The sequence below is a fragment of the Roseateles saccharophilus genome, assembly GCF_004342485.1.
Classification (GTDB): Bacteria; Pseudomonadota; Gammaproteobacteria; order Burkholderiales; family Burkholderiaceae_C; genus Pelomonas; species Pelomonas saccharophila.
Window position 1 is genome coordinate 40,283 of record NZ_SMBU01000008.1, and the last position, 13,747, is coordinate 54,029.

Sequence of the window (13,747 nt, forward strand, 5' to 3'; positions counted from 1 at the left end):
ATCAACATGTCCCAAACCCAAACCGCCCAAGCCTCCGGCATGGAATCCTTTGCCGCGATGTTCGAGGAGTCGCTGCAGCGCTCCGACATGCGCGCCGGTGAAGTGATCTCGGCCGAAGTCGTTCGTGTCGAACACAACTTCGTCGTCGTCAACGCCGGCCTCAAGTCCGAAGCGTATGTGCCCATCGACGAATTCAAGAACGACCAGGGCGAACTGGAAGTCCAGGTCGGCGACTTCGTCTCCGTCGCCATCGACGCCATCGAGAACGGCTACGGCGACACCATCCTGTCGCGCGACAAGGCCAAGCGCCTGGCCTCGTGGCTGAGCCTGGAAACGGCCCTGGAGTCCGGCGACTTCGTGACCGGCACCGTCTCCGGCAAGGTCAAGGGCGGCCTGACCGTCCTGGTCAACGGCATCCGCGCCTTCCTGCCCGGCTCGCTGCTGGACACCCGCCCGGTGAAGGACATGAGCCCCTTCGAGGGCAAGACCATGGAATTCAAGGTCATCAAGCTCGACCGCAAGCGCAACAACGTTGTGCTGTCGCGTCGCGCGGTGGTCGAGGCCTCCATGGGTGAAGAGCGCGCCAAGCTGCTCGAGACGCTGTCCGAAGGCGCCATCGTCAACGGCGTGGTCAAGAACATCACCGAATACGGTGCGTTCGTGGACCTGGGCGGCATCGATGGCCTGCTGCACATCACCGACATGGCCTGGCGCCGTGTCCGTCACCCGAGCGAAGTGGTGACTGTCGGCCAGGAACTGACCGCCAAGGTCCTGAAGTTCGACGCCGAGAAGAACCGCGTCTCGCTGGGTATCAAGCAGCTGGGCGACGACCCCTGGTTCGGCGTGGCCCGCCGCTACCCGACCGGCACGCGCCTGTTCGGCAAGGTCACGAACATCGCCGACTACGGCGCGTTCGTCGAGATCGAGCCGGGCATCGAAGGCCTGGTGCACGTCTCCGAAATGGACTGGACCAACAAGAACATCGCCCCCAGCAAGCTGGTCTCGCTGGGCGACGAAGTCGAAGTCATGGTCCTGGAAATCGACGAAGACAAGCGCCGCATCAGCCTGGGCATGAAGCAGTGCAAGGCCAACCCGTGGGAAGAGTTCGCCGAGAACGTCAAGCGCGGCGACAAGGTCAAGGGTCCGGTCAAGTCCATCACCGACTTCGGCGTGTTCGTGGGCCTGGCCCAGGGCATCGACGGCCTGGTGCACTTGTCCGACCTGTCCTGGGACGAGTCCGGCGAGACCGCCGTTCGCAACTTCAAGAAGGGCCAGGAAGTCGAAGCCGTCGTGCTGGCCGTGGACGTCGAGCGCGAGCGCATCTCCCTGGGCATCAAGCAGCTGGACAGCGACCCCTTCACCGCCTACACCACGATCAACGACCGTGGCGCCTCGGTGACCGGCAAGGTCAAGACCGTCGACCCGCGCGGCGCTGAAGTCGAGCTGGCCGATGGCGTGATGGCCTATCTGCGCGCTTCGGAAATCTCCCGCGATCGCGTGGAAGACGCCCGCAACGTGCTGAAGGAAGGCGACGAAGTCACCGCCGTCATCGTCAACATCGACCGCAAGACCCGCAACATCCAGCTGTCGATCAAGGCCAAGGACAACGCCGACCAGCAGGAAGCCATGCAGCGCATCAGCCAGTCGAACGAGCGTGAGAACGCCGGCACGACCAGCCTGGGCGCCCTGCTGCGCGCCAAGCTGGACAACCAGGGCAACTAAGCCCTCGTTGACCGCCCGGCCTGCTTGCAGGCCGGGTATGCTCCCCACAGGCTCGCCGGCCTCGCCAGCGGGCCTGTTTCAATTCCGAATTCAGCAAAACTTCGTCATGACCCGCTCCGACCTCGTCGCCGTGCTCGCCGAACGATTTGGCCAATTGACCCAGCGCGACACCGAGTTCGCGGTCAAGACCATCCTCGACGCGATGAGCGATGCGCTGGCGCGTGGCCACCGCATCGAGATCCGCGGCTTCGGCAGCTTCTCCATCAGCCGCCGCCCACCCCGCGTGGGCCGCAACCCGCGCAGCGGCGAGCAGGTCATGATCCCCGAGAAGCTGGCGCCTCATTTCAAGCCCGGCAAGGCGTTGCGCGAGGCCGTCGACGAGCATCTGCCGGTCACCGACTGACGCAAAATCCGGGGCCATGCGCACCCTCGTCTGGCTCCTGCGAGCCCTGCTCTTCTTCACGCTGTTCGCCTTCGCGCTGAACAACAGCCACGAGGCCGTCGTGCGCTGGTTCTTCGGCCACGAATGGCGCGCGCCCCAGGTCATCATCGTGCTCCTGGCCTTCGGCCTGGGCGCCGCCTTCGGCGTGCTGGCCATGGTGCCGGCCTGGTGGCGCCACCGCCGCGCCGCCCAGCGCATCGAGCCCCAGCCCGCCGCCGCCCCCACTCCCGCGCCCGAGGCGCCTGCCGTTCCCTACGCCGCCCACCAAGATGGAGTTTGATCCGCGCTGGCTGCTCTTCGTCCTGCCCGTCGTCTTCGTTCTCGGATGGCTGGCCTCCAAGCTCGATTCGCGGCAATGGAAGCTCGAACAGCGTGAATCGCCCAAGGCCTATTTCAAAGGGCTCAACCTGCTGCTGAACGAGCAGCAGGACAAGGCCATCGACGCTTTCATCGAGGCCGTCCAGAACGACCCCGACACCTCTGAGCTGCACTTCGCACTGGGCAGCCTGTTCCGCCGCCGTGGCGAGACCGAGCGCGCCGTGCGCGTGCACGAGCACCTGCTGCGCCGCGGCGACCTGCCCAAGGCCGACCGCGACCGCGCCCAGCACGAGCTGGCCCAGGACTTCTTCAAGGCCGGCCTGTTCGACCGTGCCGAGGACGCCTACGCCGAGCTGCGCGGCACCGCCTTCGAGCGCGAGGCCCGCCTGGCCCTGCTGTCGCTGTACGAGCGTTCACGCGACTGGGCCAAGGCTGCCGAGGTCGCCGCGGAGCTGGAGGCCGCGGGGACCGGCTCCTTCTCCAACCGCATTGCGCACTACCTCTGCGAACAGGCGCTGGTGGCTCAGGCCCAGGGCCATGCCGATCTGGCCCAGGAACTCCTCGGCCAGGCCCAGCGTCGCGCCCCCGAAGCCGCGCGCGCCTATGTGCTGCAGGGCCAGATGCTGCTGAAGGCCGGCCAGCCCGAAGCCGCACTGGCCGCCTTCACGCAGCTGCTCGCCGCCAACCCGCCGGCCTTCAACCTCGTCGCCGCCGACTGCGCCGCGGCGGCCAAGGCCCTGGGCCAGCCCGAGCGCGCCGTCGCGCTGCTGGAGGAGCAATACCAGCGCAGCCCCAGCATGTCCCTGCTGCGTGCGCTGGCCGGCCTGCAGCCCGGCCCCGACGCCAGCATCCAACGCGAGCGCCTCGCCGCCCATCTGCGCGAACAGCCGGTGCTGTCCGCCGCCACCGACCTGCTCAAGCTCAACGCGCAGTCCCTGCCCGCTGACGAAGCCGGCCCCATGATCCAGGCGCTGGAGAAGGCCGCCAAGCCGCTGCAGCGCTACCGCTGCGCCGCCTGCGGCTTCGAGGCCGCCCACTATTTCTGGCAATGTCCTGGCTGCCTGAACTGGGACAGCTACCCGCCACAATCCATCGAGGAACTCGCGTGATGAACGCAGCCGAAGACCGCTTCGTCATCTGCATGAAGTGGGGCAGCAAATACGGCCCCGAATACGTCAACCGCCTCTACGGCATGACGGCCCGCCATCTGCGCGGACCCTTCCGTTTCGTCTGCTTCACCGACGACAGCCAGGGCATCCGTCCCGAGGTCGAATGCCTGCCCCTGCCCGAGACGCACGCCGCCCAGGGCAAGCGCGACGGCGGCTGGAAGAAGCTCGGCACCTACCAGGCCGACCTGTTCGGGCTGAAGGGCACGGCCCTCTTCCTGGACCTGGACGTCGTCATCGTCGGCGACATGACCGAGTTCTTCGAGCGGCCCGGCGAATTCCTCATCATCAAGGACTGGAAGCGCCCCTGGCGCGTGACCGGCAACTCCTCGGTCTACCGCTTCCGCATCGGCGCCCACGCCGACGTGCTGGCGCACTTCATCGCCCACCAGGACGAGGTGCGCGCCAAATACCGCAACGAGCAGGAATACCTCAGCCACTTCCTGGCCGACCAGGGCAAGCTCGGCTACTGGCCCAGGGACTGGTGTGCCAGCTACAAATACCACTGCCTGCCGCTGTGGCCCACCAGCTTCTGGCGCGACCCCTTCATCCCCCAGGGCGCCCGCGTGCTCGTCTTCCACGGCGTGATGAACCCGCCGGACGCGCTGGTCGGCCGCTCCGAGGGCAACTGGCGCCACGCCCGTCCTGCAAGCTGGATCGCCGACCATTGGCGGGAGTGAACATGAATGACCGCATCGTCACCGTCGATAGCCGCGACTGGGCCAGGCCCATCGCCGGCCTCGTGCCCGAACTCGAAGCCGGCAAGCTGCTGCGCGCCGACGTGCGCGACGAGAAATCCCGCAACATCAGCCTGCGCAACGACGGCGTGCTCGCCGGCGCGGCCGTGCAGGGCGAGGAGAAGGAGCGCCTGGCCGCGATGATCGGGCGCTTCCGCACCCAGGCCTGCGCCCTCATCGACGCCATCGCGCCGGCCTACAAGCCCGCGCTGCGCCTGGCGCCGACCAGCTACCGCCCCACCCAGGTCGAGTCGCGCAGGCAGTCCTGGCGCGCCGACGACCGCCGCCTGCATGTCGATGCCTTCCCGTCGCGCCCCAACCGCGGCGAGCGCATCCTGCGCGTGTTCACCAATCTGAACCCCAATGGCGAGCCGCGCGTCTGGCGCGTTGGCGAAGCCTTCGAGGACATCGCCCGCCGCTTCGTGCCGCGCGCCAAGCCCTACTCCGCCTGGCAGGCCAAGGTCTTGCGCGCCCTGCACGTCACCAAGTCGCTGCGCACCGAGTACGACCACCTGATGCTGCAGCTGCACGACGGCATGAAGGGTGACCTCGACTATCAGCGCGACTGCCCCCAGGTCACGATGCCCTTCCCGCCCGGCTCGACCTGGGTCTGCTACTCCGACCAAACCGCCCACGCCGTCATGTCGGGCCAGTTCATGATGGAGCAGACCCTGCACCTCGCGGCCGAGGCCCAGACCGTCCCCGAGGCCAGCCCCTTGGGCATCCTGCGCCGCGTCACCGGCCGGCCGCTGCTCTGATAATTCGCCGCTCGCCAAGGCCCGGTATGAGTTCCCTGTTTCTACGCAATCTCGACGAACACCTGCAGCTGATGCAGATCCTGGGCGCCCTCGACCCGCAAGTGCAGAAGGCGGGCCAGCGCCTCGCCGCCGTGCTGGCGGCGGGCGGCAAGATCATGTTCTGCGGCAATGGCGGCTCGGCGGCCGACTGCCAGCACCTGGCCTCCGAACTGACCGGCCGCTTCATCAAGGACCGCCGGCCGCTCGCCGGCTTGGCACTGACGACCGACAGCTCGGCGCTGACCTGCATCGGCAACGACTACAGCTTCGACGACGTCTTCACGCGTCAGGTCCAGGGCCTGGGCCGCGCCGGCGACGCGCTGATCGGCATCTCGACCTCGGGCAACTCGGCCAATGTGCTGCGCGCCGTCGAAGCCGCCAAGACCATGGGCATCTACACGCTGGGCCTGCTGGGCCGCGATGGCGGCAGGCTGGGCGCGCTGTGCGACGACGGCATCGTCGTGCCGCATGGCGTGACCGCGCGCATCCAGGAAGCCCACCTGCTGATCGGCCACACACTGTGCGGCCTGATCGAGGCCGAAATGGGGCTGGGTCAATGACCACGCTGCCAAGCCGCGAACGGCTTGCCGCGCAGCGCGTGCTCGTCGTCGGCGACGTGATGCTGGACCGCTACTGGCACGGCGCCGTCGAGCGCATCTCACCCGAGGCGCCGGTGCCCGTCGTGCGCATCGAACGCGAGGAGGAGCGCCTGGGCGGCGCGGCCAATGTGGCGCTCAATGTGCGCACGCTGGGTGCACGCGTCACGCTGCTGACCGTCGTCGGCAATGACGAGCCCGCGCGCCGCCTGCGCGAGCTGCTGCATGAGCGCGACATCGCGACCGCGCTGCGCGAGGACAAGCAGCTCTACACCATCGTGAAGCTGCGCGTCATCGGCCGGGCCCAGCAACTGCTGCGCGTCGACTTCGAGAACGAACCCGATCACGAGGCCCTGGGCGAGATGCTGGACGACTTCGCCGCCCAGCTGCCGCAGCACGACGTCGTGCTGTTCTCCGACTACGGCAAGGGTGGCCTCACCCATATTCCGCGCATGATCGAGCTGGCCCGCGCCGCGGGCAAGCCGGTGCTGGTCGACCCCAAGGGCAGCGACTACCAGCGCTATGCCGGCGCCAGCATCATCACGCCCAACCGCGGCGAGCTGGCCCAGGTGGCCGGCGCCTGGAAGGGCGAGGCCGAGCTGCTGAAGAAGGTCGACGCGCTGCGTGCCGACATAGCCGTCGGCGCCGTGCTACTGACGCGCTCCGAGGAAGGCATGACCCTGTTCGACGCCAGCGGCGTCACGCACGAGCCGGCGCGCGCCCGCGAAGTGTTCGACGTGACCGGGGCGGGCGACACCGTCATCGCCACGCTGGCCGTGCTGACCGGCGCCGGCATGCCGCTGCCCGAGGCCATGCGCCTGGCCAACAAGGCCGGCGGCATCGTCGTCGGCAAGTTCGGCACGGCCACGGTCAGCTACGACGAGCTGGCGGCATGAGCGCCGCGCCGGGCCGCCCCAAGCAAGCTCGCTCCCGCCTGGCGGGACAGGCCGCAGGCCGAAGGGTGCACCAATGAATTCGCTGGAAGACAAGCTCATCGACGCAGCAGCGCTGGACGACGCGGCGCTGGCCGCACGCCTGGCCACGCTGGGCCGGCCCATGGTGTTCACGAATGGCGTGTTCGACGTGCTGCACCGCGGCCACGTCGCCTATCTGCATGCGGCGCGCGCGCATGGCGCCAGCCTCGTCGTGGCCGTCAACTCCGACGCGTCCGCCCGCGGCCTCGGCAAGGGGCCTGACCGGCCGCTGAACCGCGACGTCGACCGCGCGTTGGTACTGGCCGGGCTGGCATCCGTCGACGCCGTGCTGTTCTTCGACGAAGCCACGCCCTGCGAGCTGCTGAAGCGCGTGCGCCCGCAGCTCTATGTGAAGGGCGGCGACTACGACATGGAAAAGCTGGAGGAGACCCGCCTGGTGCGCTCCTGGGGCGGCGACGCACTGGCCATTCCCTTCGTCGACGGTTATTCGACGACCGCGCTGGTCAGGCGCATCCGCGCGACCCCATGAAGACCCTGTTGTTCTGCACCAGCTACGTTGGCGACCAGGCGGCCTGGACCAGCCGCTATGCGCGCTGGGTCGACTTCTATCTGCGCCACGACATGGGCGCCGAGCAGTTGTTCCTGATCGACGACGCATCGCCGCAAGTTGCTCAGGCCTCGGGCCTGCCCTGCCTGAACGCGCAAACAGAGCTGGCCCAGGCCCGCCACCGCGTGCAGGTGCTGCGCTTCCAGGATCGGCTGGGGCGTTCTGCGAGAGCCGTCTACCCCGGCTGGTGGCGCAGTTTCACGCACGCGGCCAAGCTGGCTCGCACCTTGGGCGCAGGCAAGCTCATCCATGTGGAGTCGGATGCCTTCATCCTCTCTCCCCGGCTGCGCGACCGGCTCCAGTCCCTGGAAGAGGGATGGAGCGTCCTGTGGAGTGCCCACCATCAGATGCCCGAGACGGCCATCCAGGTGATCTGCGAAGACCAATTCGAAGCGCTCGCCGCATTCGGCGATGGCCGCTGGGCCGCCCACGACGGTCGCCTTGCCGAGCATGTGCTGCCATTCACGCAGGTCTTGAAGGAATTCCGAGGCGACAGGTATTCCGAGATGAAACGGCACCGGGGCATCTTCCGTTCCAAGAAGTTCGACAGGGTGCCGATGTTCCAAAGGAACTTCTTCTGGCAGCCCATCCCCACCGATGCCGACTTCGTGACCCAGACGGTCGAGCGGCAATGGCAGCGCTGCGAAACCCTGCAGTCATGTTTCCGAGCCTGAACGCCACGCCCGGCGCCAGACGGAAGGCGGCCTTCCTCGACCGAGACGGTGTCATCAACATCGACCACGGCTATGTCTACCGCTGGGAAGACTTCGCCTACGTGCCCGGTGTCGTGCAGGCGCTGCTGCGGCTGCAGGCGGCGGGCTATGCACTGGTCATCGTGACCAATCAGTCCGGCATCGCGCGCGGCTACTACGACGAGGCCGCACTGCAAAGCCTGCACGACGCGCTGCGCACCGACCTCGTCCAGCAGGGCGTGACGCTGGACGCCATCGAGTATTGCCCTCACCTGCCCGATGGCTCGGTGGCCCGCTACGCCGTCGACTGCGACTGCCGCAAGCCGGCACCCGGCATGCTGCTGCGCAGCGCCAAGGCGCTGGGCATAGCCCTGGCCGATTCACTGATGTTCGGCGACAAGTTCTCCGACATCGAGGCCGGCCGGGCTGCCGGCGTGGGCCGCTGCCTGCGGCTTGCGAAGAACGGCGAGCCGGGCAGGTCAGGCGTGGATCACCCGGACTTGCCACAGGCGCTGGACGCGCTGGGAATCCCATGAGCCACCCGCCCGTCTTCGCCATCGAAGCCACCAACCTGACCGACGAGACCAGCACCGGCATCGGCCGCTACACGCGCCAGCTCATCGAAGCCCTGTCCGCACTGGATGTGCCGCCGGAGCAGGAATTCGGGCTGCTGCAGATGTGCAAGCGCTCGCGCTGGAAGCTGCGCGCGCGCCTCGCCCATGGCCCGCGCCTGTCGAGCGGCTGCTGGTTCGGCTCGCTCTGGCCGCTGCCACGGCCGGCCTGCACACTGCTGCATGTACCGGATCATCGCCAGCCACCCTGGCGCGTCCCGGTCGTGGCCACCGTGCACGACCTCTACGCCGCGCTGAACATCAACTACACCGACCCAAAAAAGCGCCAACGCACGCTGCGGCACTACGAACATCTGCGCGACAGCTGCGCACGCCTGGTCTGCGTCAGCGAGAACACGCGGCAGGACTTCCTGCGCCTGGTCGGCGGGGACCCGGCGCGGCTCAAGGTCGTCCACCTGGGCGTGTCGCCGGAGTTCCGCCCGCACGAGCCGGCCGAGGTCGACGCCGTGCGCGCGCGCCACGGGCTGGGCGGGCCCTATCTGATGTTCGTCGGCTCCACGCCCAACAAGAACCTCACGCGCACGGTCGAGGCCTTCGCCGCGGGTGGCTTCGGCAAGGACTACACGCTGCTAGTCTGCGGCGAACGCGCGCGCGCGCAGGGCGAGACGCTGGCCTCCCGCCTCGCCGAGCTGGGCATCACGTCGCGCGTGCGCTTCGCCGGCTATGTCAGCGACGCCGACCTGCCCCTGCTGTATGCCGGTGCGGCGGCCTATCTGTTCCCGTCGCTGTACGAGGGCTATGGCCTGCCCATCCTGGAGGCCATGGCCTGCGGCACGCCGGTGCTGACCAGCAACCGCGGCAGCTGCCCCGAGGCTGCGGCGGGCCATGCCGTCATCGCCGATCCCGAGGATGTCGATGCGCTGTCCGCCGGCATCGGTGCGGCACTGAGCATGACCGGGGCGCAGCGCGCGGCTGCACTGGCCTACGCCCGCACGCGCACCTGGGAAGCCACCGCACGCGGCACGCTGGCCGTCTGGCGGGAAGTGCTAGCCGAGCAGGGCTAGTACGCTGGCCTCGACATCGGCCGCACTGATGTCCACCAACCGCGCGGCCTGGAGCATGTGCACATGCTCGGGGTCGTGTTCCAGCGGCGGGCGCGGGCCCAGTACGACGAAGGCACGCGTGCCCACCGCGGCCGCGAACTGCACGGCGCCGGTGTCGTTGCCGATGCAGCTCCGCGCCAGCGACACGGCCGCGATGCTGTCGGCCACGCTGCCGTCGGTCAGCGTCGCGACGCGCTCGCGCAGCGCCGGCTCGATGCGCGCGAGGATGTCCTGCGCCAGCGCCTTCTCGGCCGGCCCGCCCAGCAGCAGCACGCCGTGGCCACGCGCGACCAGCCGGCTGGCCAGCTCGACGAAATTGCCCTCGCCCCATTGCTTGTAGGGCTCGGATGCGCCGATGGCCAGCGCGTGCAGCGGCCGCGGCAGCGTGGCCAGGCGCTGCTGCATGCGGGCCAGCGCGTCGGGGCGCACGCTGATGCGCGGCACGATCGGCGCGCTGCAGAAGCCTTGCGCGATGGCAAAAGCCGTCGCGTCCTTGTAGCCCGCCACGGCGGGGCCGCGGTAGCGCTGTATCCACGGCGACTTCGTCAGCAGCAGCCGCTGCAGCCAGGTGTCGCCGAAGCCGAGGATGGTGCGGATGCCGGCCCGCCAGCAGACCATGATGGCGCGGCCCGGGTGGTCGGAGAACAGCACCATGCGCTCAAAGCGCTTGGGCGCCAGCTCCGCGCCGAAGCGCCACAGCCCGTCCAGCCCGCTGTGACGGCCGCGGCGGCGTTCGCTCTTGCGCGGGCGGCGGTCGAAGTCGATGACCTCGCGCAACCAGGGCTCGTGGCCGATGATCTCGCGCGCCATCGTCGTCGGTGCGGCGATGAGGCTGATCTGGCCACCCTGGCTCTGCTCGGCCACGCAGCGCAGGTACTGCGCATGCCAGACCAGGTCGCCCATGCCGTTGAGCTGCAGTTGCACCGCGGTGCGCGGGCGGGTGTCCACGGCACTCATGCGGCCAGCGCGATGCGGGCCACGTCGCCCGGCCTGATGTCGGCCAGGCCGGGCGCCGTCAGGTTGTGCAGCTTCTGCGGGTCGTGGTTCAGCAGGGGCCGCGGACCCAGCATGACCCAGGTCGGCGTGCCGACCGCGGCGGCGATCTGCACGCCGCCGGTGTCGTTGCCCAGGCAGGTGCGCATCAGCGACATCGTGGCCACCGTGTCGGCCACCGTGCCGTCGGTGGCGTCGAGGACGCGTGTGCGCAATGCCGGCTCCACGCGCTGCAGGATGGCCTGGGCCATCTCGCGCTCGGCCGGGCCGGCGACCAGCAGCACGCCATGGCCTGCCCCGGCCAGCTCGGCGGCCAGCTCGGTGAAGTTGTCCATGCCCCATTGCTTGTAGGGCTCGGACGAGCCGATGCACAGGGCGTGCAAGGTCCCGGGCAGGGCTTGCACGCGCGCCTTCGCACGCTGCAGCGCCTCGGGGCGCACCAGGAGGCTGGGCGCGATGGGCGCATCGCACCAGCCCTGCGCGATGGCAAAGCTCGTCGCGTCCTCATAGGTGCCGACGGCCGGGCCGGCGTAGCGCCGGATCCACGGCCCGTGCGACAGCAGCCGGCGCTGCAGCCAGGTCGTGCCATAGCCCAGGCGCTCGGGAATCCTGGCGGTGACGGCGACCAGCGAGCGGTTCGTGTGGTTCGTGAACAGCACGATGCGGTCGAACTGCCGCTCGCGCAGCTCGATGCCCATGCGGAACAGCCCCATCACGCCGCGATGCCGCCCCTGGCGGCCCTCGTGGCGGCGCGGGTGGCGGTCGAAGTCGATGATGTCGGCCACCCAGGGCTCGTGCCCCACCAGCTGGCCGGCGAAGACGGTCGGCGAGGCGATCAGCGACACCTGGCCGCCCAAGCTGGTCTCGGCGACGCGGCGGAAATACGGCACATGCCAGACCAGATCGCCCATGCCGACCCACTGGAGCATGACCGCGGTGCGCGGGCGGGAATCGACAGTGGCGGGCAACGGGGTTGGAGGCATCGAAACGGAAGCGCCAAGGAGGCCGGGGGCGCGGCATTCTAGGTGGCAGCTTCCGGCACCATGCCTGCGCAGCACAGGGCGAAGGCAATGTTTCGTGAAGCAGGCCGCACCCCGACACCGACGACAATCGCGCCCCATGTCTCCCGACAATGTCTCTCCCGCCCGGCGCCTCGGTCAGTTCGTCTACCCGCACCGCTGGGGCGCCGTGCTGACGGTGCTGGCCTACATCGGCCTGGCCACCACCGAGCCCGCCATCCCCAAACTCATCAAGTACGCCTTCGGCGAGGGCTTTGCGAAGAACGCCTTCGAGCTGTGGATGGTGCCGGTCGTGCTGATCGGGCTCTATGTCATCCGCGGCCTGTTCGGCTTCGCGGGCCAGTACCTCTTCAACTGGACGGTCACGCGCTGCGTGATGGACTTCCGCGGCGCACTGGTCAACGCGCTGCTGCGGCTGGACGCCCAGGTCTACACGCGCATGCAGCCCGGCACGGCCGTCAGCAAGGTCGTCAACGACCCGCAGCAGATCCTGCAGCTCGTCGGCGAGGTCGGCATCAACGTGCTGCGCGACGGCCTGCCCGCCATCGCGATGCTGATCTACCTCTTCTACGTGAACTGGAAGCTGACGGTGCTGAGCCTGGTCATCACGCCGCTGATGGCCCTCGTCATGAAGAAGGTCAACCAGCGCGTGCGGCTGATGGCCTCGCGCTCCTACGACACCCAGCTGGCGCTGGTGAACCATGTCGACGACATCACGCGCGCCTGGCGCGTCGTGCGGCAGTTCGGCGCGGCGCCGCATGAGCTGCGGCGCTTTGCCGAGGTGTCGCAGGAGGTCCGCCGCGCCAACCTGAAGACGGTGACGGCGGGCGCGCTGTCGCAGCCGCTGTCGCAGCTGGTGGCCTCCGTGGGGCTGTCGGCCATCATCTGCATCGCACTCTGGCAGGCCCGCCACGCGGGCACCGGCGTGGGCGACTTCGCCGAGTTCGTCGCCGCGCTGCTGCTGCTCACGTCGCGGCTGCGCCATCTCTCCGACCTGGCCGCGCCCGTCACGCGCGCGCTGATCATCGCCGACGGCTGCTTCGAACTGCTGGACGCCCCCAAGGAAGTCGACGCCGGCACGCAGGAGCTGGAAGGCCCGGCGCGCGGCGAGATCCAGCTCGACGCGGTGCGGCTGACCTACCCCGGCGCGGCCCAGCCCGCACTGGATGGGCTGAGCCTGCTGTTCCCCGCCGGCAAGACCTCGGCACTCGTCGGCGCCTCCGGTGCCGGCAAGAGTTCCATCGTCAATCTGCTGCTCGGCTTCGGCGTGCCCGACGGCGGCCGAGTGCTGCTGGACGGCGCCGACATCGAGACGCTGACCCGCGCATCGCTGCGCCGCCAGTTCGCCGTCGTGTCGCAGGACATTGTGCTGTTCGACGATTCGGTGGCCAACAACGTCGCCTACGCCCAGCCACGCGACGAAGCCCGCCTCGAGGCGGCGCTGCGGGCCGCCCATCTGTGGGACTTCGTGCAGACCCTGCCCGAGGGCGCAGAGACCTTCGTCGGCGCCAACGGCAGCAAGCTGTCGGGCGGCCAGCGCCAGCGCCTGGCCATCGCACGCGCGCTGTACAAGGACGCGCCGATCTGGATCTTCGACGAGGCCACGTCCGCGCTGGACACCGAGAGCGAGCGCGCCGTGCAGCAGGCGCTGGCGCAATGGTCGGGCCGCAAGACGCTGATCGTCATCGCGCACCGGCTCTCCACCATCCGCGACGCCGACGCCATCCAGGTGCTGCGCGGCGGCCGGCTGGTCGAAGCCGGCACGCATGCCGAGCTGATCGCGCGCGATGGCGCCTATGCGGCGATGGTGCGCGCGCAGGCCGGCGAGGTCTGATGCGGCGCCGGGCCTGGCTGCTGTGGGCCGCCGCCCTGCCGGCGCTCGCCCAGGCCGAGGTCGAAGCCAACACGGCCAGCCGCGCCCAGCTCGAATCCCTGCCCGGCCTCGGTCCGGCGCTCGTGCAGCGCCTGCTGGCCGCACGGCCGTTCACGGACTGAGCGGACCTTACGCGGCGCGTGCCGGGCATCAAGGCCGCCAAAGCGCGCAAGCT

The 13,747-nt window shown here is 69.2% G+C and carries 16 protein-coding genes; 14 read left to right on the forward strand and 2 right to left on the reverse strand.

Going from position 1 to position 13,747, the window contains the following annotated elements:
• Positions 1-6: 6 nt before the first annotated feature.
• The 12 genes from rpsA (at position 7) to EV671_RS08860 (ending at position 9,648) form a co-directional block, all read left to right on the forward strand.
• Entirely contained in the window at positions 7-1,722 is a 1,716-nt protein-coding gene (rpsA, locus tag EV671_RS08805) for a 30S ribosomal protein S1 (RefSeq protein WP_132570938.1), read from the forward strand.
• Positions 1,723-1,828: 106 nt separating this feature from the next.
• Positions 1,829-2,125, forward strand: a complete 297-nt coding sequence (locus EV671_RS08810; protein WP_132570939.1) for an integration host factor subunit beta — start codon at positions 1,829-1,831, stop codon at positions 2,123-2,125.
• 16 nt (positions 2,126-2,141) lie between these two features.
• A complete protein-coding gene (locus EV671_RS08815) occupies positions 2,142-2,444 on the forward strand; it encodes a LapA family protein (RefSeq protein WP_132570940.1) in 303 nt (100 codons plus the stop codon).
• On the forward strand, positions 2,434-3,591 hold the full coding sequence (gene lapB / locus EV671_RS08820; protein ID WP_132570941.1) for a lipopolysaccharide assembly protein LapB: 1,158 nt from the start codon (positions 2,434-2,436) through the stop codon (positions 3,589-3,591). The genes EV671_RS08815 and lapB overlap by 11 nt, the downstream gene beginning before the upstream one ends.
• Positions 3,591-4,328: a glycosyltransferase gene (locus tag EV671_RS08825; RefSeq protein ID WP_132570942.1), complete on the forward strand. Its 738-nt coding sequence runs from the start codon at positions 3,591-3,593 to the stop codon at positions 4,326-4,328. The genes lapB and EV671_RS08825 overlap by 1 nt, the downstream gene beginning before the upstream one ends.
• 2 nt (positions 4,329-4,330) lie before the next feature.
• Entirely contained in the window at positions 4,331-5,143 is an 813-nt protein-coding gene (gene kdoO, locus EV671_RS08830) for a Kdo hydroxylase KdoO (RefSeq protein WP_132570943.1), read from the forward strand.
• A gap of 26 nt (positions 5,144-5,169) precedes the next feature.
• Positions 5,170-5,742, forward strand: coding sequence for a D-sedoheptulose-7-phosphate isomerase (locus EV671_RS08835; protein ID WP_132570944.1), 573 nt, complete (start codon positions 5,170-5,172; stop codon positions 5,740-5,742).
• Positions 5,739-6,674 (forward strand): D-glycero-beta-D-manno-heptose-7-phosphate kinase, encoded by a 936-nt coding sequence (rfaE1, locus tag EV671_RS08840; RefSeq protein WP_132570945.1) that lies wholly within the window; start codon positions 5,739-5,741, stop codon positions 6,672-6,674. The genes EV671_RS08835 and rfaE1 overlap by 4 nt, the downstream gene beginning before the upstream one ends.
• A gap of 73 nt (positions 6,675-6,747) precedes the next feature.
• Entirely contained in the window at positions 6,748-7,242 is a 495-nt protein-coding gene (locus tag EV671_RS08845; protein ID WP_132570946.1) for an adenylyltransferase/cytidyltransferase family protein, read from the forward strand.
• Positions 7,239-7,994 carry a hypothetical protein gene (locus EV671_RS08850; protein WP_132570947.1) on the forward strand — a complete coding sequence of 252 codons (756 nt, stop codon included), beginning with the start codon at positions 7,239-7,241 and terminating at the stop codon, positions 7,992-7,994. Before EV671_RS08845 ends, EV671_RS08850 begins: the two co-directional genes overlap by 4 nt.
• Positions 7,979-8,548, forward strand: a complete 570-nt coding sequence (gmhB, locus tag EV671_RS08855; RefSeq protein WP_132570948.1) for a D-glycero-beta-D-manno-heptose 1,7-bisphosphate 7-phosphatase — start codon at positions 7,979-7,981, stop codon at positions 8,546-8,548. Before EV671_RS08850 ends, gmhB begins: the two co-directional genes overlap by 16 nt.
• Positions 8,545-9,648 carry a glycosyltransferase family 4 protein gene (locus EV671_RS08860; RefSeq protein WP_132570949.1) on the forward strand — a complete coding sequence of 368 codons (1,104 nt, stop codon included), beginning with the start codon at positions 8,545-8,547 and terminating at the stop codon, positions 9,646-9,648. The genes gmhB and EV671_RS08860 overlap by 4 nt, the downstream gene beginning before the upstream one ends.
• Here EV671_RS08860 and EV671_RS08865 read toward each other — a convergent pair.
• Together EV671_RS08865 and EV671_RS08870 are read right to left on the reverse strand one after the other, a co-directional pair.
• Positions 9,631-10,644, reverse strand: a complete 1,014-nt coding sequence (locus EV671_RS08865; protein WP_132570950.1) for a glycosyltransferase family 9 protein — start codon at positions 10,642-10,644, stop codon at positions 9,631-9,633. The two genes, EV671_RS08860 and EV671_RS08865, sit on opposite strands and share 18 nt — an antisense overlap.
• Complete coding sequence (locus EV671_RS08870; RefSeq protein ID WP_165917510.1) at positions 10,641-11,609, reverse strand: glycosyltransferase family 9 protein; 969 nt, start codon at positions 11,607-11,609, stop codon at positions 10,641-10,643. The genes EV671_RS08865 and EV671_RS08870 overlap by 4 nt, the downstream gene beginning before the upstream one ends.
• Positions 11,610-11,799: 190 nt before the next feature.
• Here EV671_RS08870 and EV671_RS08875 point away from each other — a divergent pair, with 190 nt between their 5' ends.
• Together EV671_RS08875 and EV671_RS26700 are read left to right on the forward strand one after the other, a co-directional pair.
• Positions 11,800-13,533 (forward strand): ABC transporter transmembrane domain-containing protein, encoded by a 1,734-nt coding sequence (locus tag EV671_RS08875; RefSeq protein WP_132570952.1) that lies wholly within the window; start codon positions 11,800-11,802, stop codon positions 13,531-13,533.
• Complete coding sequence (locus tag EV671_RS26700; RefSeq protein WP_165917511.1) at positions 13,533-13,694, forward strand: ComEA family DNA-binding protein; 162 nt, start codon at positions 13,533-13,535, stop codon at positions 13,692-13,694. Before EV671_RS08875 ends, EV671_RS26700 begins: the two co-directional genes overlap by 1 nt.
• The last annotated feature ends 53 nt before the right edge of the window (positions 13,695-13,747 follow it).